Origin of the sequence: Tamlana carrageenivorans, assembly GCF_002893765.1 — a bacterium.
Classification (GTDB): domain Bacteria; phylum Bacteroidota; class Bacteroidia; order Flavobacteriales; family Flavobacteriaceae; genus Pseudotamlana; species Pseudotamlana carrageenivorans.
Genome location: NZ_CP025938.1, coordinates 35,271 through 56,931, shown reverse-complemented (window position 1 = coordinate 56,931; position 21,661 = coordinate 35,271). Strand labels below are relative to the sequence as shown.

General features: G+C 34.4%; 15 protein-coding genes, 2 tRNA genes and 1 pseudogene. 7 read left to right on the top strand and 11 right to left on the bottom strand.

Annotated features, from left to right (window positions below):
• The first annotated feature begins 3 nt into the window (after nt 1–3).
• Nucleotides 4–1,166 (top strand): IS3 family transposase gene (locus C1A40_RS00275; RefSeq protein WP_102994136.1). Its coding sequence is split into 2 segments (ribosomal slippage): nt 4–241 and nt 241–1,166, totalling 1,164 coding nucleotides; the frame shifts between segments, so codons are not numbered across the junction.
• Nucleotides 1,167–1,376: 210 nt separating this feature from the next.
• Here C1A40_RS00275 and C1A40_RS00270 read toward each other — a convergent pair.
• From C1A40_RS00270 to C1A40_RS00250, 5 genes are all read right to left on the bottom strand, one after another.
• Nucleotides 1,377–2,939 carry a right-handed parallel beta-helix repeat-containing protein gene (locus C1A40_RS00270; RefSeq protein WP_102994135.1) on the bottom strand — a complete coding sequence of 521 codons (1,563 nt, stop codon included), beginning with the start codon at nt 2,937–2,939 and terminating at the stop codon, nt 1,377–1,379.
• A gap of 241 nt (nt 2,940–3,180) precedes the next feature.
• Complete coding sequence (locus C1A40_RS00265) at nt 3,181–4,203, bottom strand: UDP-glucose--hexose-1-phosphate uridylyltransferase (protein WP_102994134.1); 1,023 nt, start codon at nt 4,201–4,203, stop codon at nt 3,181–3,183.
• Between the two features lie 14 nt (nt 4,204–4,217).
• Nucleotides 4,218–5,366 carry a galactokinase gene (gene galK, locus C1A40_RS00260; protein WP_102994133.1) on the bottom strand — a complete coding sequence of 383 codons (1,149 nt, stop codon included), beginning with the start codon at nt 5,364–5,366 and terminating at the stop codon, nt 4,218–4,220.
• A gap of 12 nt (nt 5,367–5,378) precedes the next feature.
• A complete protein-coding gene (locus C1A40_RS00255) occupies nt 5,379–6,269 on the bottom strand; it encodes an aldose 1-epimerase (RefSeq protein ID WP_158651229.1) in 891 nt (296 codons plus the stop codon).
• 12 nt (nt 6,270–6,281) lie between these two features.
• Entirely contained in the window at nt 6,282–7,274 is a 993-nt protein-coding gene (locus tag C1A40_RS00250; RefSeq protein ID WP_102994131.1) for a GntR family transcriptional regulator, read from the bottom strand.
• Nucleotides 7,275–7,408: 134 nt separating this feature from the next.
• On the opposite strand from C1A40_RS00250, the gene C1A40_RS00245 reads away from it, so the two are divergent.
• The 3 genes and pseudogenes from C1A40_RS00245 (at nt 7,409) to C1A40_RS00235 (ending at nt 10,301) form a co-directional block, all read left to right on the top strand.
• Complete coding sequence (locus tag C1A40_RS00245; RefSeq protein WP_102994130.1) at nt 7,409–9,037, top strand: sodium/sugar symporter; 1,629 nt, start codon at nt 7,409–7,411, stop codon at nt 9,035–9,037.
• 194 nt (nt 9,038–9,231) lie between these two features.
• A tRNA-Arg gene (locus tag C1A40_RS00240) sits at nt 9,232–9,305 on the top strand.
• Nucleotides 9,306–9,326: 21 nt separating this feature from the next.
• A pseudogene (locus C1A40_RS00235) lies at nt 9,327–10,301 on the top strand (ISAon1 family transposase).
• A 121-nt stretch (nt 10,302–10,422) separates the two neighbouring features.
• Here C1A40_RS00235 and C1A40_RS00230 read toward each other — a convergent pair.
• A tRNA-Lys gene (locus C1A40_RS00230) sits at nt 10,423–10,495 on the bottom strand.
• A gap of 142 nt (nt 10,496–10,637) precedes the next feature.
• Here C1A40_RS00230 and C1A40_RS00225 point away from each other — a divergent pair.
• The gene (locus tag C1A40_RS00225; protein WP_102994129.1) at nt 10,638–11,159 is read left to right on the top strand and encodes a shikimate kinase; all 522 of its coding nucleotides are present in this window, start codon (nt 10,638–10,640) and stop codon (nt 11,157–11,159) included.
• Here the strand turns inward: C1A40_RS00225 and C1A40_RS00220 are convergent.
• A complete protein-coding gene (locus tag C1A40_RS00220; RefSeq protein ID WP_102994128.1) occupies nt 11,151–11,654 on the bottom strand; it encodes a phosphoribosyltransferase family protein in 504 nt (167 codons plus the stop codon). The genes C1A40_RS00225 and C1A40_RS00220 overlap by 9 nt on opposite strands.
• Before the next feature lie 38 nt (nt 11,655–11,692).
• Entirely contained in the window at nt 11,693–12,082 is a 390-nt protein-coding gene (locus C1A40_RS00215) for an RNA-binding S4 domain-containing protein (protein WP_102994127.1), read from the bottom strand.
• Between the two features lie 171 nt (nt 12,083–12,253).
• Between C1A40_RS00215 and C1A40_RS00210 the strand changes: the two genes are divergently transcribed.
• Entirely contained in the window at nt 12,254–13,210 is a 957-nt protein-coding gene (locus C1A40_RS00210; RefSeq protein WP_102994126.1) for an FKBP-type peptidyl-prolyl cis-trans isomerase, read from the top strand.
• Between the two features lie 342 nt (nt 13,211–13,552).
• Here C1A40_RS00210 and C1A40_RS00205 read toward each other — a convergent pair whose 3' ends face one another.
• A complete protein-coding gene (locus C1A40_RS00205; RefSeq protein ID WP_102994125.1) occupies nt 13,553–13,804 on the bottom strand; it encodes a DUF1456 family protein in 252 nt (83 codons plus the stop codon).
• A 347-nt stretch (nt 13,805–14,151) separates the two neighbouring features.
• Between C1A40_RS00205 and C1A40_RS00200 the strand changes: the two genes are divergently transcribed.
• Nucleotides 14,152–14,565 carry a hypothetical protein gene (locus tag C1A40_RS00200; RefSeq protein ID WP_102994124.1) on the top strand — a complete coding sequence of 138 codons (414 nt, stop codon included), beginning with the start codon at nt 14,152–14,154 and terminating at the stop codon, nt 14,563–14,565.
• Nucleotides 14,566–14,620: 55 nt separating this feature from the next.
• Here the strand turns inward: C1A40_RS00200 and uvrB are convergent, their stop codons facing one another.
• Together uvrB and C1A40_RS00190 are read right to left on the bottom strand one after the other, a co-directional pair.
• Complete coding sequence (uvrB, locus tag C1A40_RS00195) at nt 14,621–16,624, bottom strand: excinuclease ABC subunit UvrB (protein WP_102994123.1); 2,004 nt, start codon at nt 16,622–16,624, stop codon at nt 14,621–14,623.
• A 27-nt stretch (nt 16,625–16,651) separates the two neighbouring features.
• Nucleotides 16,652–21,553: a T9SS type B sorting domain-containing protein gene (locus tag C1A40_RS00190; protein ID WP_102994122.1), complete on the bottom strand. Its 4,902-nt coding sequence runs from the start codon at nt 21,551–21,553 to the stop codon at nt 16,652–16,654.
• Nucleotides 21,554–21,661: the final 108 nt, after the last annotated feature.

Genomic DNA, 21,661 nt, shown 5'->3' with positions numbered 1-21,661 from the left:
ATTATGGGAAAAAAATATGACAACGAGTTTAAATCGATGATATTAGATTTATCCAAATCTGGTATACGAACAAAACAACTGAGTGAAGAATATGGAGTTCATACAAGTGTTATTAATAGATGGAAACAAGAGTATGATTTAAAAGGAGGAGATTTTTCTAAAAATGAACCTAAATCCAAAGAACATCAAGAACTTATAGCATTAAAAAAGGAATTAAGAGATGTTAAAATGGAACGTGACATCTTAAAAAAGGCGGTGAGCATCTTTTCCAAGAGCGACAGATAAGGTATAACTTCATTTTATCAAACAAAAATACTTATCCTGTCGAAAAGATGTGCAAATGCATGAAGGTTAGTAAAAATGCTTATTACCATTGGCTTAAAACCAAAGACACCTTAAAGGTTAATTCCTCTAAATCATTTTTAAAAGACAGAATCGAAGCTATATTTGACAATAGTAAACAGATTTATGGTAGCTATCGAATTCAAAAACAACTTGAACGAGAAAAGCTTTTTTATTCCCGTTCATATGTGGGGTTACTTATGAAAGAAATGGGACTAAGAAGTGTATTGAATAAAAAATTTGTGGTAACTACGGATTCAAATCATTCTCTAAAAACAGCTAAAAATGAATTAGACAGGGATTTTACCAGTTTTTCTTTAGGCTACAAATTAGTCTCTGACATTACGTATATAAGAGTTAATCAACAATGGAACTATTTAACCACGATAATGGATTTGGCTGATAGAAAAATAATAGGCTGGTCTTTAAGTGAAGATATGACTACTGAGAATACGGTTTTAAAGGCCTGGGTTGATGCTAGAAGAAACAGAGTGATAAACCAGCAGTGTATTTTTCATTCGGACAGGGGTGTGCAATATGCATCCAACAGAATCACAAATATGTTCTTTTTTAATCAAAAAGAGATACAAAGCATGAGTAGAAAGGGAAATTGCTGGGATAATGCTGTAGCTGAAAGTTTTTTTAAAACCATTAAATATGAGTGGATTAATAGATTTAAGTATACGTCTTATAATCAATTATACAAATCTATTGATCAATATTTAAACTGGTATAACACTCAAAGATTACATTCTAGTTTAGGATACATGACGCCTCTTGAAAAAGAATTACAATTAAAAGGATTTATTAACAAAGCTGCTTAGTATAAAATAGTACCAAATTTATTAGGTAGTCCAATCCCAATTGGTGTTGTTTACGAGTTTATTTGTTAGCGTATTGGTATCGCCATCGTTTCTAGAGCTTCCTGAAATAATTACAGTTTTCATGCTGTTCAAAACAAACGATTTTGATTTTTAATGCTTATACTAAATGGTACTTGTTGCGCGTAATTATTATTTGATAGGTCTGAAAGGTTAGTTCTCATCAAAGGTAACATGCTGATAAGCACCTAAATCGGGAGTCATGGTTCTGTTCGTATTTAAAATATCGGTTGGCACTCTTAGTGCATAGCCAATGTCACCTTCATCAATAGCTGCCGATTCATCACCAATAATGAGCTCATTTAAAAACGGATCTTTAAAGTCTGGATCATTGTTTAAAATCACATTAACGTAGTGGTCGGTATTGGTGAAATCGTAATTCGGGCCATCAAAGGAATCGTTGTAATCATCAAAACGAATTAAACAGTTTGTAAATTTAAAGTTGAATGCTACTTGATCAGCTTCGACTTCATCTGTTAAAATTTCTATGTTTTCATCGCCGTAAATGATACAATTACTGAAATTAGCTTCGGTTAAATCGGTAACAATCACATTATCGTCTTCATCTACAGTGTAATTATTTAATAGTAAAGATGGAAATTGCCTGAAGCTGCTGTCCCAATAGTTAGCAATGGTACAATGAATAAAATTATATTTTCCACCAATAACTCCTGCAAAAGAAGAGAGTCCGGAGTTGTTTATAACCACATTTTCAGCTTTTATAGAACTGTTTCTTCCTAGTATGCCGTAGCTGCTAGAGTTGTAAATTTGGCTGTTTGTAATGGTGAGTTTGTCTGGTGCTCCTAAAGGATTTCCATCACAAATAATTCCTGCCGTTGCATTTTTTATGGTCGCGTAATTTATAATATTATTGGTGCTTCCATCGAAAAGCCAAATGGCACTCCATTGCCCTGGTACATCAGAAAACCCGTGCTCAAGGCGATCACCTTCAAAAATAACCTCGTTTTCCAGGTTGTCTTGATCAGCACTATAAGCGCCATTAACATGAATGGAAGCACCGTTAAGCACTAAAATCCCCGAATTTTGATGAAAGTGAATGCGCGATCCAGCTTCAACTGTTAGAGTTTCTTGTTCAGGAACTGCCGCAAAACCATAAATTACATAAGGTTTTTCGTTTGTAAAAGTGAGCTCAGAAGCTAAAAGTTCACGACCTTCAATATCGGTTTCAACCACTTCGCCATCAATGTTTATTTTTAAAGTTTCTATTACCTTAGTAGTTTCATCTCGATTGGGATATATAAAAATAGCGTCTTGAACAAGGGTTACTAATTCTACTTTTTGGAGGTTGGCATCGGTGTCAAATTCAATTTGATCGGTGTATAAAAAAGTGCCGTCTAAACTTGGTAAGGTATTGATGTCTATGGTCGATTCTACAAAAATAAAGACACTGTCCTTGGCTTGAATTTCTACATTTTCGAAAGTTTTTCCAGAAATGCCATCCACACTTAAACGGTAATTAGAGGCTTCGCCTAAAGCCAAGCGTACAGATGGAATAGAAATATCCTGATCACTTCTGTTATAAACTTTTAAATTATAGGTGCTCGATCCTATATTGGTGAAAACGGTATCTAAATAAACGGTATCTTTTGAAAATTGAAGGTTGCCAGTGCTTGGTGAAAATTCAAAATCTTTACGGCAAGAGCTCCAAAGCATTAAAAAAGTTAGGGTAAGAAAAAAATATAAATAGCGTTTCATGAAAGGCTTGTGTTTTTGGATGGCTAAAAATATAACTTTTGAAGCTAGAATTTAGTATTTAGTGCTGTAAAATAACCGAGGCTGTCTTAAAAAGCTAATGAATTCCCTGTTTGTCAGGTTGAGCTTGTCGAAACCTATTATGATCATATGAGTGTTGGGATATTTCGAAAGGCTCAATATGACAAAGTCTTCGCTTTTTAGACAGCCTCTTTAGAATTTATAACGTAACTTAATTAGATTATTAAAGTAAATCACGTAGCATTTTCACAGCCGATTCAGCAGTAATATCGCGTTGTGGCGAACCGAACATTTCGTAACCTACCATAAACTTTTTAACGGTAGCACTTCTTAAAAGTGGCGGATAAAAACTCATGTGCCAATGCCAATGTTTGTTTTCATTTCCATCGGTTGGCGCTTGGTGGATTCCGCTGGAGTAAGGGAACGAGGTGTTAAATAATTTATCGTAAGCTTTGGTAATTACCGAAATGGCTTCAGCATATTGTAGCGCTTGTTCAGCACTCATATCCAAAATATTTGCTTGATGTTTTTTAGGAACAATCATAGTTTCAAACGGCCAAACGGCCCAAAACGGTACTAAAACTATAAATTCATCATTTTCAAAAATGATACGTTCTTGTTTTTCTAATTCTTGTGCTAAATAATCGCCTAATAAACTGCTGTTATTTTTGTAGAAGTAATTAAGTTGCTGGGTGTTTTTTTTGTCAACTTCGTTTGGAAGTGTAGATTGACTCCATATTTGTCCGTGAGGATGCGGATTACTACATCCCATTACAGCGCCTTTGTTTTCAAAAATCTGTACATAATTAATGTCTGGATTTTCGGCAAGATCTTTAAATTCCTTTTGCCAAGTGAAAACAACTTTTTCTATCTCTTTAGGCGTCATGTCGGCCAAACTTTTTGAATGGTCCGGACTAAAACATACCACTTTGCAAATGCCTGTTTCACTCTGCGCAACTAAAAGCCCGTCGTTTACAGCAAAAGTTTTGGAATCCTTTTGTAACGCTGCAAAGTCGTTTGTAAACACAAAGGCATCGGTGTAGTTGGGGTTAACTTCACCATTAATTCGCGTGTTTCCAGCGCATAAATAACAGGTTTCATCGTAGCTAGGCCGTTTTTCATTGGATATTGCTTCATTTTGTCCTTGCCATGGGCGTTTAGCACGATGCGGAGAAACTAAAACCCATTCTCCTGTTAGGATATTGTATCGTTTGTGTGAGTAGTCTTGTAAGTTAGTGTTTGTCATTGTTATGGAATTTTTTAGTTAACCAAATGTGTACCTTCTGCGAGTTCAATAAAATAAACAGAGCAGTCTTTGTTAAACGCTTTTTTGTAGGCATTGGAAGCGTGTGCTGCAAAGGCTTTTGCTTCAGATTTTGCAATTAAATTAATGGTACAGCCACCAAATCCGCCGCCCATCATTCGAGCTCCTAAAACATTTGGGTTAAATTTAGCTTGGTTCACAAGGAAATCTAATTCCTCACAGCTTACTTTGTATTGGTGTTGAAGCCCTTGGTGAGAGTCGTAAATTAAGGCACCTAAAGTTTCTAAATCGTTATCCTTAATAGCTTCAGCAGCTTTTTGTGTACGTTCATTTTCTTGAATTACAAATAAGGCTTTTTGGAAGTTCTCTGGCGTTACTTGATCTTTTATAGTTTCTAAATCTTGTTCGGTAGCATCTCGAAGAGCCTTGATATTTAATAATTTTGAAATGCTTTCACAAGCAGAACGGCGGTCGTTGTATGCGCTATCAGATAAACTATGCTTCACATTAGTATTAATAAGCATAAGCTGATGATCTTTAAAATCAATTTTATAAGGTTTCGCTTCAATGCTTCGGCAATCTAAATGAAGGGCGTGATCTTTAACTCCAAACATGCTCGCGTATTGATCCATGATTCCGCAGTTAACCCCCGCATAATTGTGTTCGGCTTTCTGAGAAATATAAATCATGTCTTCCTTAGAAAGGCCTAATTTGAAAAGTTCATTAAGTCCGAAAACCACCGAATTTTCCAAAGCTGCCGAAGAAGACATTCCTGCGCCTCCAGGTATATCACCCTTAAAAACAATATTAAAGTTACCTACCGTTTTATTTCTGTTTTGAATTTCGGCAACGACACCTAGCACGTAATTTTGCCAATGTCCTTCTGAAGAGGGTTTTATTTTATCGAGTTCAAATTCTACTTTACTTTTTTTATCCAGCGCATAGGCTGTAGATAGGTTTGCGTCACTTTTTTCAATAGCTGCCGCAATACCTTTATTTACCGCTGCTGGAAAAACAAAACCATCATTATAATCGGTGTGCTCACCAATAATATTGATACGTCCTGGAGAAAAAATAAGAAGAGGTTCTTTGTTAAACGTGTCGATGTAAACCTTTTTAACATCATTAATTAGTGCTGTGCTCATTTTAGTAGACTTTTATTTAAGATTTAGTTGTAAACTCCAGCTGATGCTGAATTGGTTGTTGGGCTCTAGAACCTGAAGTCCTATTTTATTGTTAAAGCTATCGGATACGCCAGTTGTAGGTTCGATAGCAATGATGTTTTCAAATGGGGGCGTGTAGACCTGCATAAAGTTATTGTCGCCATCCGAGGCTATTTTTAACTCGTAACCAGGTGTTTTAAAATACACATCTCCAGAGTTTAAAACCCAACAATCATCGAGCTGTTGGTGTTTTAATTTGAAATTTTTAACGGGTTTAATGGTTTCAATTCCGGTACCGATATTGCGTTCGCCGATTATAATTTTCTTGGTGCTATCAAATTGTAGAATACTTTGATCTAAATCTTCGCAAACAAAATATGGATGCCAGCCTACGGTAAACGGAAAGATTTTTGAACTTGTGTTTTTTACAGAAAAATCTAGGTTTAAGCCTTGGTGGCTAATCGTGTACTTTAGTTGGATTTGGTAGGTGTAAGGGAAACCATTTGACTCATTATCTTCTTTAAACTTTAAGACCACCGAAGCTTTATGTTTTGAAACTTCAGTATCGCTAATATCAAAGCGTTTGTTATAAATCAATCCGTGAAGTGCGTTATTTTCTTGCTTTTGATTGATGTCAAATTGATAGTCTTGGTCGTTAAATGTGTATTGCCCATCTTTTATTCTGTTCGCAAAAGGAAAAAGAATCGCCGAGGCGAAAGTGTTTTCATAAATTAGTGGTCTCAAATTCTGAATGATTTGTTGACCGTTTAATGTTAATTCTTGTAAAGATGCGCCTTGATTTAGGTGAATTTTAGCATACGTTTTAGAAGTTGAATCTTCAATTTCTAAAATCTGTTCTTCTGGATGATGATTTATGTTATACACAATAATGTGGTTTTATAATGAATGTCTAATGAATATGTTATGTGGGTTTTTAACTTGAGTATGTTCGTTGTTTAGAATCATTTCGGCCAAACGTTTCCCCATGTATTTAAAATCTGTTGAAATTGTGGTAATACCACCTTCAACAACCTCTTTTAAGAGGGTTTCGTTATATGAAATCACGCCAATGTCTTTAGAGATAATGAGGTTGTCCTTTTTCAAAACTTTGATGATGTTTAATAAACTCCTGTCGTCTGGTGTGATGTATAAATCGCCTTTTTTTAGCGTTTCAGGCTCAAAAAAGGCCGTAATTTGGTAAGGTATCGCGTTTTGCTTACAAAACTTCACGAAGCCTTTTTTCATACCAGAAGGTTGTTTTTTGGGGTCGAAAACCAAAACGAATTGTTTGTATTTTTTTATGAGATCTTTTACTTTACTTAAACTAGAGAAAACATCTGTTTCAAAATCCTGATAAATCGCAGCGTAACCTTTGAGGTCGCTATGAAGCTGATCTAATATGAAAACCTTGTCCTTAGGCAACACGTTAATAACTTTTGATGTGTTTTTTAGTAGCCCAGGCATGATAATGTAGTAATGGTAATCGTCTAAATGATCGTTAATCAATTTACTAAAGGTGTTTTCATTAAAATGATGGAAGAAAATATCAACTTGAATGTTTGGGCCTAATTCATTGAGAAAAGTATTGTACAAATCTTCTTTAAAACTGTTTAATTCATCAAAAAGTAAAAATATTTTTTGTTGAATATGAACGTGCTCACTAGCAACAAAATAGCCCTTACCAACAACCGACTGAATAATGCCACGGTTTTTTAAATCGTTATAGGCCATTAAAACCGTATCTCGAGAAAGTTTGTGGGTTTCTTTAATGCTATTAATGGAAGGTAGCTGCATGCCTATGGTTAGGTGCCCCTTAGAAATAGCCTGTTCTACAGCTAAAATGATTTGCTTATACTTAGGTGTTCCTGTATTTATGTTTATTTCTATCATAATGTGAAACAAAGATATAAAAAAATATTTTATACCTACCAGACCCTACCAGTCGGTTATTTGAAGATTGTTCTAATTTAGTTATAAATAAATTTTATATTTGCTTTTCAACTTAACTAAAAAACTAACTTATTATGACAGCAGGTTTCGATTTCTGGGATTATGTAGTATTTGTAGCTTACGCCATTTTGATACTAGGCGTAGGTTTATGGGTATCCCGAGATAAAAAAGGCCACCAAAAGAACGCCGAAGATTATTTTCTAGCAAGTAAATCATTACCATGGTGGGCTATTGGAACATCATTAATTGCAGCTAATATTTCTGCAGAACAATTTATTGGGATGTCAGGCTCCGGGTTTGCCCTTGGTATTGCCATTGCATCTTATGAGTGGATGGCAGCATTAACATTAATTATTGTCGGTAAGTATTTCTTGCCTATTTTTATTGAAAAAGGATTGTATACCATTCCTGAATTTGTTGAGAAACGTTTTTCTACAAACCTAAAAACCATCTTAGCCGTTTTTTGGTTAGGACTTTACATTTTCGTGAACTTGGCTTCGGTACTCTACTTAGGGGGATTAGCTATTGAAACGATTATGGGTGTAGATATGATGTACGCCATAATTGGATTGGCTTTGTTTTCTGCAGCATACTCTTTGTATGGTGGTTTATCGGCTGTAGCTTGGACCGATGTTATTCAAGTGGTATTTTTAGTATTGGGTGGTTTAATTACAACTTACCTGGCTTTAAATACAGTTTCTGGAGGTGAAGGAGTTATACAAGGTTTTTCTAAAGTATGGGAAGCCGCACCAGAGAAATTTCATATGATTCTTGATGAAACAAATGATAATTACAACAATTTACCTGGAATTTGGGTATTAGTTGGCGGACTATGGGTCGCGAATTTGTACTACTGGGGATTCAATCAATACATTATACAACGTACCTTGGCGGCAAAATCATTACGAGAGTCTCAAAAGGGTATTTTATTAGCAGCCTTTTTAAAGCTAGTTATTCCTTTAATTGTAGTTATACCAGGTATTGCTGCGTACGTGATGGTTAACGATCCATCTATTATGGCTAATTTAGGTGAAGTAGGGCAGTTGAATGTGCCTTCTGCAGCTCAAGCCGATAAAGCATACCCGTGGTTACTTCAGTTCTTGCCAGTTGGATTAAAAGGTGTGGCCTTTGCTGCTTTAGCCGCTGCGGTAGTGTCTTCGTTGGCATCGATGCTAAATTCGACGTCTACTATTTTTACCATGGATATCTATAAACAATATATCAATAAAAATGCGACCGATAAAGCGACCGTTAATGTTGGTCGTATCTCTGGAGCAGTAGCTTTACTAATCGCTGTTATCGTTGCTCCACTATTAGGGGGGATTGATCAAGCTTTTCAATTCATTCAAGAATATACAGGAATTGTGAGTCCAGGAATATTAGCGGTATTCTTACTAGGTTTATTCTGGAAGAAAACAACTAATAATGCTGCGATCTGGGGTGCTGTAGCATCCATTCCAATTGCATTAGCTTTAAAGTTTTTACCAATTCCAGTATTTGAGCCTTGGATGCACCAAATGGGAATCACGGCCTTACTTACCATGGCAATAATTATGATATTAAGTCATCTTCAAAATAAAGGTGCTGATGATCTAAAAGGAATTGAATTGTCTAAGGAGTTGTTTAAAACATCGCCAACATTCAATATTGGATCTTTCGTAGTATGTATTTTACTTACTGTGCTTTATGCCTTATTTTGGTAGAAATACATAAATGAAAAACAACAAAAGCATCATAATTATGATGCTTTTGTTGTTTAAGGCACTTTCTAAAGTTCAGTAAATCAAGGTGTTTTTTATATTTTAGAATTTTAGTGAAAATTAAGAAGATTTCTTTTGGTTACATTTAAAGTTAATTTATATATTTGCACACCGGAAATCAAAAATGATTTTCTTGAGGGCTCTTAGCTCAGCTGGATAGAGCACCTCCCTTCTAAGGAGGCGGTCGCAGGTTCGAATCCTGCAGGGCTCACAAAAAGCTTCACTAGTCATAGTGGAGCTTTTTTGTTTTAAATACTCCCCAACTTTTGTGCTTGATCCCAAGAAACTGCAACGCCAGTACAAAGATCACTTAAGTGATTTTAAATCTTGGGATCAAAAAGCCCATGCAAAAGATTGGCTATTGTACCCTGAGAATCTAGGAAGCTACCTATCGCTTGACGAAACCGCTTTTTGTAATGGCGAACTCTACACCATCTTAACCAATAAAGATGCCAAAGGAAAGAAAGGCTCTATAGTAGCTATAGTTAAAGGAACTAAAGCTGAAACAGTGATAAAAATACTTCATGAAATTCCTTTAAAACAAAGAAATAAAGTTAAAGAAGTGACTCTGGATATGGCAGGAAACATGGGACTCATTGTCAAAAAATCATTCCCCAATGCCTGCTTAGTTATAGACCGTTTTCATGTGCAGAAATTAGCATTGGACGCTTTGCAAGAAATAAGAATAAAACACAGGTGGGAAGCCATCGATTTTGAAAATGATGCCATAGAAGACGCTAGAAGTAAATCTTTAAAATACACACCTGAAATACTTCCAAACGGAGATACATTAAAACAACTACTGGCAAGAGGAAGATATTTACTCTATAAGCCAAGCAATAAGTGGACTGAAAACCAAGCTAAAAGATCAGTGATACTATTTAAACACTATCCTGATATAGAAAAAGCATACAAACTATGCCAGAACTGATCTTGGATTTTTAACAATACTCAGGATAAAACTTCCGCACTAACACGATTAGCTAAATGGGATGAAAAAGTTAGACAAGCAGCCTTTAAAAGCTTTAATACTATATCCAGAACCATGTCTGTTCACTATCAAAACATTCTAAACTATTTTGATAATAGAAGTACCAACGCTTCAGCAGAAGCTTTCAATGCTAAAATTAAGGCTTTTAGAGCACAGTTCAGAGGCGTGAGAAACGTAAAATTCTTCCTCTATAGATTAACTACTATTTTTGCTTAATTCTAAAATCCCCCAACTTTTGCTCTTGATCCCTTTTGCTCTTGACCCAGAATTACTTGAAAAATAAACAACCTTACACCATCAAAAAAAAGCCTAAAACGACTGTTTTAGGCTTTTACTGTGACCGGGCTGGGGCTCGAACCCAGGACCCTCTCCTTAAAAGGGAGATGCTCTACCAACTGAGCTACCAGGTCATTATTTCAATGCAAACTAATTCATGTTTGCGGGTGCAAATATAGTAGCTTTATTTAAAAAAACAAGGCTTTTTTTGAATAAATTTTTGTTTTTTTGTCAGGCATGATTCTATGCTTTTAAAAATCAATTTATAACAGAAAAATGATTATTGTATTAATTGGATATATGGCTTCTGGAAAGACGTCAATTGGAAAAAGATTAGCAGCCCAACTGGATTATACCTTTGTTGATCTAGATGATCTTATTGAAAAAAGGGAAAACGCTTCAGTAACCGAAGTTTTTAAAAAAAGCGGAGAGATTTATTTTAGAAAACAGGAAACCTTATATTTAAATGAGGTTTTATCTAGAAAAGAAAATATGATACTTTCACTTGGTGGAGGCGCTCCTTGTTACAGCAATAACATGAGTGATATCTTAAATGCCAAAAACGTAAAAAGTATCTATTTAAAAGCTTCTATTGCCACATTAACCGAAAAATTAATGCGAAAAAAAGCGAAGCGCCCTTTAATCGCTCATATTGAAACCGAAGAAGCGATGGCCGAGTTTATTGGAAAACATTTATTTGAACGTGCTCCTTATTATAGCCAAGCAGAAATTACCGTTTCTATTGATAACAAAACAAAAGATGAAATTGTTCAAGAGGTCATTGCCGAATTATTCTAAAATGGCTTCATAGTTTTTTCCCTCTAAGCTTACTTGAACATGTTCTTTCAAAGAAGTCGATAAAGAAATACCCTTAAAATCTGCTTTTATAGGGTATTTTTTGTGGTTTCTGTTAACAAGTACTGCCGTTTTAAATTGTTTTAAAGGCACGTTTAAAAAATGCTTAACACCATAAATTAACGTGGTACCCGAATTCAAAACATCATCAACTAAAACTAAAGATTTGTTTTTATAGTCTTCCGGTTTTAACGATGTAGAAATCTCCAACCAAGGCTGCTTTTTATCCATAGTAACTTTACAAAGTACAGGAGAAATGTCTGATATTTTTTGAAGAACTGTTCTTAATTTTTCAGCAAAAATATAACCGTTAGTTCCAATGCCTGCAAGAATAACTTCTTTCTCATCAACATTGCTTTCATAAATTTGGAAAGCAATACGTCGTATTTTATGGGTAATTTCGTTGTGATTAAGGATTACATTACTCTTAACTGTCATAAAATTTAATTTTAAGCCATAAAATTACTCATTTTTATTTAAGATTCTGTGTCCTCAATAAAATTTTCATCGGTATAACTGTCAATATCTCGGCGGTCTTTTTTGGTAGGACGACCAGTGCCTTTTTTCCTGTAATAGTCTTTGGAATATTTTAAAAGTTCTTTAGCCTCAAATTGCTCTTTTGGTGTAATATCGGTACGATAAAGATCAACAATTTTTGCGCCCACACGATTTGGAGGAAGATCGTTAACCTTAATCTTATAATTAATTTGCTCCTTTCTAAATTCAACAATGTCTAATGGGTATACATCCCGACTAGGTTTAACGATATCATCATTAATACGTACCTGACCTTTTTTGCATGCGGTGGTCGCTAAAGTTCTGGTTTTATAATACCTAACACTCCATAAGTACTTATCAATTCGCATATAATTATTACTAAAACTACGTTAATGTTATTGGGCAAGATTATATTAAAATTGTATCTTGCGCCTTCAAAAATAAGGAATATTGCCCTTTGTTTAATACAATTCCATGAGTTATGTGGTTAGAACGTGTATTAAGCTATTTTCCTTCTATATAATATAATGATATCGACAATGAAATTAATGAAACTAAGTTTGTTTGTTCTAGGTTTAGCAACCTGTTTCTTATCTTGTAAGAAAGATGATGATGATGATGGAACGACTATAGAGGTTCGTGATAGAGCAGAGCAACAAATAGAAGACAAAGCCTTATTATTGGATTATCTAGAAACGCATTATTATAACGCGTCTGATTTTGATGGATCTAATCCAGATCCTAAATCTATAGATATCGAAATTACCGAGCTTAAGGAAAATGAAACGGTACCTACGGGACACCGTTTGTTAATTCAAGATACCATCATGAAGTATGTGACTTACTACGATGTTAAATATGAAATTTATTACTTGGATTTGAATAAAAACGTTGATAAAACGGCGCCTTCACCTCATTTTTGTGATAATGTGGTAACCAATTATAAAGGTTTTACATTAGATAATGAAGTTTTCGATAGATCTGAAACTGGGGCTTTTAATTCTGATTTATTGAATAATATTGATGCTTGGCAAATTGTAATACCAGAATTCTATACCGCTGAAGCTTTTATGGAAAATAATGATGGTACCTCAAACTATATTAACCATGGCGTGGGGGTAATGTTTGCGCCTTCTGGCTTAGGTTATTTTAGTTCTGTTAGACCAGGAATTCCTTCCTATTCATGTTTGGTTTTTAATTTCGATGTGCTACAAATGTTTGAAAACGATCATGATGGTGACGGTGTGCCTTCTTATAAAGAGGATCTTAATGGTGATGGAAAATTTACTTATAATTCTGCCGAAGGGGTATTTGACGGTGATGATACGGACGCCAATGGAATTTTAGATTTTGTTGATACTGATGATGATGGTGATGGTGTTTTAACCATTTATGAGGATATTGATGGCGATGGCGATCCAACAAATGATATAGGTAAAAATGGGATTCCTAAATATTTAGATCCTGAAGAGACAGAAGCTAATTACGATATTTAAATTATAAAAAAACCTCGATTATCGAGGTTTTTTTATGGCTTATTCAAAAGCTTTGATTTTAAGATTAAAAAATTCATTTTATCAAATAGGAAGGAAAGGCATTAGTCCGAATATCATAATGTAATAGCTGTTACTATTAATTTAAAAGAATCTAACAGGAAATTACAGAACCAAAAGATTCTATATCCAACCTCGAATTTGACAGAATTAAAAATCTCTATGACAAGTGCGTAGGAGTTTTAAATGCATTATAAAGAACCCTATTGGTAAAGTGTTCTTAAGGTATCAACCAACAAGGTACACTTTATAAGACGACTATAAAATTATAATTAAGCAGATAAATTACTTATTAGGTTTTGGAGTGTCTCCTTTTTTAGGCATCGGTCCACGCATATGAATGACCAAACCATTTAAAAAATTTCGTAGAATTTGGTCACCACACTCCATATATTTGGGGTGGTCTTCTTTTCTGAAAAAAGCACCCAGTTCACTTTTAGAAATTCTAAAATCTACAAGCTCTAAAATTTTTACAATGTCATCATCTCGAAGTTTTAAGGCTACACGTAATTTTTTAAAGATATCATTATTCGTCATAGTTGTTTTTTTTACTCATTTCATCTATTTGAAATCAAAAAAGATGAAGATTTAGCGTTTTGACGCATTGGTAAAGATACTTTTTTTATTGCTGAATAAGAAGTCTTGGTTTTTTAACGGTAAGAAACTGGTAATCAGTCTTTTGCGGTTAGTGTTTTGTGGTTATTGATCTAAAGCGTTTTAGATAAAATGCAATTATTTTGGATGTAGTAATCAAGAGGACTGATAAACGCAATAAAATTAACGATAAAATACCTGCATTTTTTCGATAAGAGGCTATAATTCTACGATATATAATAGGTTTTTCTATTTAAATTTATGATGTAATTCTATAACTCCCTCAAAACATGATAAATAAGCTCGAGAAATTAAGTCTTTTATCTGAAATGATTGCTTTTGCAAAATATGATAATGAGATTAACCGTATAGAATATAATTTTTTACTAGGTGTTGCTAAACAGTTAGATATATCTCGTCAGGATTTCGATTATCTTCTTGATAATCCCATTGACTACACGCATTTAAAATCGCATAGCGAACGCATAGTCCAATTTCATAGATTAGTATTGTTATTAAACATTGAACAAAATTTTGTAGATAACAATAATTCTAAAGGCGCCATAAAATTATATAATTTCGGATTGCGTATGGGTTTAAGTCATGAGTCCATAAACAAAGTGCTTTATCTTATGGAGAGCTTTCCTAATAAAATTGTACCACCCGATGTGTTAATCGATATTTTTAAAACACAATATAATTAATTCGTTCTCTCGTTTCATTTTATAGGCTATCATAGCCCATTAAAAAGCTAAAGGTTTATACTTTTAGCTTTTCTAATTTATCTTGGTAGCTTTTTATGTCATCACGTAATTTTGCGGCTACTAAAAAATCTAATGCTTTAGCAGCCTCTTCCATATGCTTTCGTTTTTCACGAATTTTTTTTTCAAGTTCTACTTTGCTTAGGTATTCACTTTCTGGCTCTGCAGCGCGCGCAGCTTCTAATTCGTAGCTGTAAGTGCTTACCGAGTTTTTTGCAAGAACATTATTTAGGCTTTTATTTAAAGCCTTTGGTTTTATATGATGTTTGGTGTTGTAGGCTATTTGTTTCTCACGACGGTAATAGGTTTCATCGATGGTTTTTTGCATGCTTTTTGTAATCTTATCGGCATACATAATGGCTTTTCCGTTTAAGTTTCTTGCGGCACGTCCAACGGTTTGCGTTAAAGATCTCGCCGAACGTAAAAAACCTTCTTTGTCGGCATCAATAATTGCAACTAAAGACACTTCAGGCAAATCTAAACCTTCACGAAGTAAATTAACACCCACTAGGACATCAAAAAGGCCTTTACGTAAATCTTGCATGATTTCAACACGTTCTAAAGTGTCCACATCACTATGGATATAACGACAACGAATTTGAATACGCTCTAAGTATTTAGTGAGCTCTTCCGCCATACGCTTGGTTAAAGTAGTCACAAGAGTACGTTCATCTTTTTCAACCCGTTGCTGAATTTCTTCAATTAAATCATCTATTTGATTTAAACTTGGGCGTACTTCAATAATAGGGTCTAATAAACCAGTAGGACGAATGACTTGTTCGACATAAACGCCATCGGTTTTTTCCAATTCATAATCGGCTGGTGTCGCACTCACATAAATCACTTGATTTTGTAAGGACTCGAATTCTTCAAATTTTAAAGGACGGTTGTCCATGGCAGCAGGTAGTCTGAAACCATATTCTACTAAGTTTTCTTTTCGGCTTTTATCACCACCGTACATGGCGTGAACCTGCGATACGGTTACATGACTTTCATCAATAACCATCAAATAATCATCAGGAAAATAATCCAGTAAACAGAAAGGTCTTGTGCCTGGTAATCGTCCGTCTAAATAACGTGAATAGTTTTCAATACCAGAACAATAGCCTAATTCGCGAATCATTTCAAGATCAAATTCGGTACGTTCTTTAAGGCGTTTGGCTTCTAAATGTTTGCCTATTTCTTTGAAATAATCATGTTGAATTACTAAATCATCCTGGATATTCTTTATAGCCCCTTGTAAAACATCTTGCGATGTCACAAACATATTGGCAGGGTAAATGGTTAGTCGCTCGTATTTTTCAACAACTTGGTTGGTTTGAATGTCGAAAGATTCGATCTCTTCAATTTCATCACCAAAAAAGTGTATTCTGAAGGCGTCATCGGCGTAGCTTGGAAAAATATCTACAGTATCGCCTTTAATTCTAAAATTACCATGTTTAAATTCAGATTCGGTTCTGGAATATAAACTTTGAACCAACTGGTGCAATAGTTTGGTTCTAGAGATAACTTGATCACGCTCTAAGGTAATCACGTTTTTTTGAAACTCTACGGGATTTCCAATACCATATAAGCAAGAAACTGAAGCAATAACAATAACATCACGCCTTCCAGATAACAAGGAAGAAGTGGTGCTTAATCGCATTTTTTCTATTTCTTCATTAATAGAGAGGTCTTTTTCTATATAAACGCCAGATACGGGAATGTAAGCTTCAGGCTGGTAATAGTCGTAGTAGGACACAAAATATTCTACCGCATTGTTTGGGAAAAACTGTTTAAACTCGGAATACAACTGTGCTGCCAGCGTTTTATTATGTGCTAAAACTAGGGTAGGACGTTGTACCTCTTGTATCACATTGGCTACAGTGAAGGTTTTCCCCGAACCGGTTACACCAAGTAGGGTTTGATATTTTTCGTTTTCATGGATACCATTCACAAGCTGTTTTATGGCTTGCGGCTGATCTCCAGTAGGACTAAACTCTGATTCGACTTTAAACTGCATGTTGCAAAATTAAGCAAAATTTACAAGCTATCGTTTTAAAGTAAAGTGGCCTTTTATTTCCATTTCATTGCCATTTTGGATAATTTTTGCCACATACCAATAATCATCAGTTGGCATGTTTTCACCATTAAAAGTGCCATTCCATCCTGGTGATGAATGTCTTAATGTTTTTAAAAGTTGCCCAAAACGGTTATAAATATAAACGATAGAGCCGGCGAGTTGTTCGGCCCCAATAATATGCCAAGTATCATAATAACTATCGTTATTCGGTGTGAAAAATTTAGGGATATCAAAAACAAAAACTTCTTGATAAGCATCCATGCAACCATTTAAATCGCGAACGGTAATGCTATGATTTCCAAAGCTTATATTTTCGAATGTGTTTGAAGTTTGTGGTTCGCCTCCATCAAGAATAAAAACATAATTGCCAATACGTTCTGTATTAATATTTACAGTAATATTATTTGGGTCTGAAAAATCGATTTTTGAAGTAAATTCAATTTCAGCTTGTTCAGACTCGATAACTGTAAATGTTTTATTAAACTGGCAGTTATTAGGCGTAGTTACTGTTACGGAATAGGTGCCTAATTGTTCTGGATTTACAGCTATTTGTGATGATGTAGAATTGTCTACGGTTGCATTTATGGGTGTAGACCAATAATAGGTGTCATTAGTATCACCCGTAGAAGCATCGATGTATAACGGTAGGTTTTCACGACAAAGTAGTACAATATCATCAATAGGAATTACAGGTAACGGATGTACAACGGCGTTAAATTGAGTTGTACTATAGCAGCCAGTGTTATTATTTTCTGTTCTTGCATAAAAAGTTTCACCATCGTATGCAGCATAAATAGGCGACAATGAATTTATTTTTTCTTCAGCATCACTAAGCATTTTATAATAAGTTACTGTATATAAATTTGGAGATTGTGCCCTTAAAATTGATGGAGTGTTCAATGAAAGATCAAAAGTATATAAACCATCAAAATCATCATCACAACTTATTAAATCGGGAGGTGTATTAGCAATTGGATTAGGATTAATTACTAAATTAAAAGCATGTGTCGTGTAGCAACCTGTAGATAGATTTGAAACCCTCGTAAATAATGTATGTCTGTTTGAAGTATAATTGAATATATTACTAAGTGCGGCGCTATTTGTATCGGCATCATTTTGTGTGTTGTGAAAAGAAATATTTACTTCAGAAGTATTGTTAACAAGAACATTATTTAGTGTAGTTAAATCGAATGTATCCGTATCATTGTCGCAAATTTCGTAGGTAGTTATACTATTAATGGCTGGAGGTATATTAACAATAAGTTCTAATGTATTAATAATAAAACAGCCTGTTGATGTATTGGCCACCCTAATATAAACGGTTTTAGTACCGGAAATATAATTTGTTGGATCTGTAATTTCGTTAGAATTGTCTAAAACATCACTTTGATTAATTTTCGATAATTCGTCAAAATAGTTTACAGAGAGATTGCTTTTAATACGATCTAACAATTGGAAATTTGCCGATGTTAAATCGAAAGTAGAAATTCCATCGTAATCCGTGTCACAATGAATTAAAGGAGTTGTATCAGTAATATTTGGAGCTGCAATAATATTGATGCCTAATTCTTCAACTATATGGCAAAGGGTGTTTTCACTCTCTATTCTAACATAAATACTTTGTGGGTTGGTTTTATTTGTATATAAAGAAGGTAATGGGTTGGAATTAGTGTCAGCATCATTTCTAGATTCATGAAATGAGATGTTTAAGTTGTCGGATACTATACCTTGTCTAATTTCATTGGCTTTCTCATCAAAATTAAATTCATATTTTCCATCGTTAGATTTATCATCACAAACCAAATATGGAATTACAGGATTGTATATTGGTTTTGGAGACACTTCTAATAGAAATGAAGCTTCGCTAAAACAAGTTGGATCTGTTAAATTTTCTACACGAACGTATATGGTTTGTGGATTTGACGTATTTTGATATGGAGCACTTTTATCGAGTAAAATTCTGCGTTCGGCATCTTCAAAATAAAATACTTCTTTTCCATTTTGTCCGTTTAAGATTTCAGAATCTTTTTCATTGAGGTAAAAGTTTGAAACGTAAACACCTGTAGATTCACAAATTTGATAATTACTTATTTCGGGAGTATTTGGTAAGGTATTTACAATGACTTCAAAAGTTTCAATAGAAAAGCAACTGGTTCCACCTAAGACATCTTCTACGCGTGCATAAATGGTTTGAGTGTTTGTATTGAAAGCTTCTCTGTCTGATTCTGAAATTTCGTTGGTCTTGTTTTGCGCATCGTTTAACGATGTAAAAAAATCGATTTCTAAACCTGTGGTGCTTGGAACAATTTCTGAAATTTTACTATTTAAATTTATAATTGAAAAACCATCTTGATCGTTATCGCATATAACTTCATTTGAAGCTTTCGTGGTGCTTGGAGCTGTTAAAACTTCTATTTTAAATTTGTTTACCGTATAGCATATTGAGTCTCCAATGATATTAACACGGGCATATAATGTTGTTAAGGGAGACGTATTGGTAATGTATCTGGGTAATTGATTAATTATATTGTTAGTTTCGGCATCTGTTTCGTTGTTAAAATAACTGACGGTAAAATTCTCGTTGCTTCCAGTTATGGTATAATCTATAGATTCTAAATCGATGCTAGTAATGCCGTCATCATCGGTGTCGCAATAGGTAATTGGTGGGCTGTTAAATAATAAAATAGGATTTATTAATAAGATGATTTTTGTATCCTGTTTTCTATCGTCGTAGCTCATGGTTACAAAAATTGTTTGCTGATTGTATGCTGTGAATGTTTCATTTTTATCAAGACTATTACCATTGGTTCGGTCTTCTTCAGTTTCATAAAAGGTTACCGTTATAGGATATGGTAAATCATTTATTATTTCGGTTTCGATATTTAATAAATTAAAATCGGCAGCATCTGTAGTGTCGGTGTTTGTATCGCAAATAGTGTAATAATCAACTCTTGTACCTGTTAAAAGTAAATTGGTGTGTATTTCAAAAGGTACCACTGTTGCACAACCTGTAGTATGGTCTTGAACTCTTAAAAATATAATGTTATGTCCAGGTTCGCTACTTCCATTAGTGTAAGCGTAGTTGGTTACATTGGTAATGGGGTTTGTGGCACTCATGGCATCGTCATAATCTTCATAAAAGGATGTGCTAACCCCTGTTAAGCCATTTAATATTTTATCTATTACTTCGGTTAAATTAAAAAAAGAATGCCCATCTAAATCAAAATCGAAGGCATCGATATATTGGGTTTCGGTGACTACTTTTGGGCCTACTTGTACATGAATATTTAGTGTGGTTGTGTTTATACATTTTGTATTTGCATTAACAACACGTACATATACCAAATCGTTTGGTGTATTTGTATTAATATAACGGTTTTCAATAGGGTTATTTCCCGTTGTTGCGTCTGAAGAACTGTAATGATAAGATACTTCTAAATCACTGTTTCCACCTGTTATTTCGTCATTTTTTTGCGTTAAGTCTATAAAGGTAAACCCATCAGGAATATCGTCGCTTTCGCAAACTTCTAAAAGAGTAGGCGTTGTAATTTCTTGGGGTTCATTTACAATAAGTTCGAAGTTGGAATAAGTAAGACAATTGTTATCCAAATCGTTAACTCTAACATAAATAGTTTGAGGATTGGTGGTATTAGAAATAGGCGATGTTATTGCATTTGTATTGCTTCTAGCTTCCGATTCGGTATAGTGATAGCTATAAGTGAAATTAGTAAACGGACTATTAGCAGAAACTTCTGAGTTTTTTATTGAAAGGTCGAAAACCTCAATTTGATCACGGCTAGGATCATCGCATAATTCAGAATTAGGAATTGGTTCCATGGGTTCTTCGGTATTCAAAACAATGGTGATCTCATCATGTTCAACACAACTTGAGTCATCAACAGGAATAGAAACTTCCACACGGTAGGTTCCGTTTTGTGTTGCAGTATAGGTAGGGTTGGTAGCTCCTGGGATTAGACTGTTGTTTAAATACCAAGCATAAGAGGCTAGTGGGTTTTGTATGTCGGCGTTAACTTCGGCACTTGCTGTGCAGGTTGAAATATCTGCGCCTAATTCTAAAACACTAAAATGATCACCTTCAATAAAAACCGCCGAATCATAACCACTATTATCTTGGTCTGCAATAATTAATTTAATGTGGTATTTCACATAAGGCTTTATATCTCCCGAGGCTGTAAGTACAGTCGTTCTACCATTATAATTGGTGTCTCCAATATTATAACCATCAAAATACACTTCGTTTTGAGCAGGACAAACACCAAAAATTTCATCTCTAATTGTTTTTGTGCTTACTGGTGTTGTGGTGCCAGGGATTACAGCAATATTTTGATAAGGCTCTGATGTTTCTGCTTCTTTAATTAGGAAGACAAAACCATCGGAAAAATGACATGGGTAAATATTGAAATATTCTTCGGAAGCTAATATATAATTGAATTCAAATTTATTAGAAATGGAAATAAAATCAAATTCTATAGCCGTTGCATTTAAAAAGGAGTTTGTTGTTCCTAGAGCAGCTTCTAAATCAGGGTCTGTACCCCATGTACTTGAACCTTCACTAAGTGTTGAGGTTATTAAATTGTTTCCTCCAGTAGCAGCACCTCCAGTAGATAACATGATACCATTTTTAAAAGGGAAGTTAGAATTGCCTCGTTCAAAATATGCATAACTAGAAATTCCGCTTACGGTTCCATTTACCGGCGAATTTATATTACTAATATCAACACAGCCATCAACGAAATTATCTTGTATTAAAGAGGTTAAATCAACCGAATCATTAACAGATATACGCTGTGAAAACGCGTAATTAAAGCAAAACAAAAAAGAGAATATGATGATATTACCGAATCTCATAGTGATTGGATGTTTCAATTATACTTTTTACTTATCGCTAAAATTTGGGGAATGTCATTCTAGGTTTAATGGGAAGGTAGCTTTTAGCTAATCATTAAACTAATAGGA

What these genes read in the sequence shown, in the direction of transcription:
- C1A40_RS00270 (WP_102994135.1), bottom strand. Translation starts at nt 2,939, where the DNA reads ATGAAACGCTATTTATATTTTTTTCTTACCCTAACTTTTTTAATGCTT.
- C1A40_RS00265 (WP_102994134.1), bottom strand. Translation starts at nt 4,203, where the DNA reads ATGACAAACACTAACTTACAAGACTACTCACACAAACGATACAATATC.
- galK (WP_102994133.1), bottom strand. Translation starts at nt 5,366, where the DNA reads ATGAGCACAGCACTAATTAATGATGTTAAAAAGGTTTACATCGACACG.
- C1A40_RS00250 (WP_102994131.1), bottom strand. Translation starts at nt 7,274, where the DNA reads ATGATAGAAATAAACATAAATACAGGAACACCTAAGTATAAGCAAATC.
- C1A40_RS00245 (WP_102994130.1), top strand. Translation starts at nt 7,409, where the DNA reads ATGACAGCAGGTTTCGATTTCTGGGATTATGTAGTATTTGTAGCTTAC.
- C1A40_RS00225 (WP_102994129.1), top strand. Translation starts at nt 10,638, where the DNA reads ATGATTATTGTATTAATTGGATATATGGCTTCTGGAAAGACGTCAATT.
- C1A40_RS00220 (WP_102994128.1), bottom strand. Translation starts at nt 11,654, where the DNA reads ATGACAGTTAAGAGTAATGTAATCCTTAATCACAACGAAATTACCCAT.
- C1A40_RS00215 (WP_102994127.1), bottom strand. Translation starts at nt 12,082, where the DNA reads ATGCGAATTGATAAGTACTTATGGAGTGTTAGGTATTATAAAACCAGA.
- C1A40_RS00210 (WP_102994126.1), top strand. Translation starts at nt 12,254, where the DNA reads ATGAAATTAATGAAACTAAGTTTGTTTGTTCTAGGTTTAGCAACCTGT.
- C1A40_RS00205 (WP_102994125.1), bottom strand. Translation starts at nt 13,804, where the DNA reads ATGACGAATAATGATATCTTTAAAAAATTACGTGTAGCCTTAAAACTT.
- C1A40_RS00200 (WP_102994124.1), top strand. Translation starts at nt 14,152, where the DNA reads ATGATAAATAAGCTCGAGAAATTAAGTCTTTTATCTGAAATGATTGCT.
- uvrB (WP_102994123.1), bottom strand. Translation starts at nt 16,624, where the DNA reads ATGCAGTTTAAAGTCGAATCAGAGTTTAGTCCTACTGGAGATCAGCCG.
- C1A40_RS00190 (WP_102994122.1), bottom strand. Translation starts at nt 21,553, where the DNA reads ATGAGATTCGGTAATATCATCATATTCTCTTTTTTGTTTTGCTTTAAT.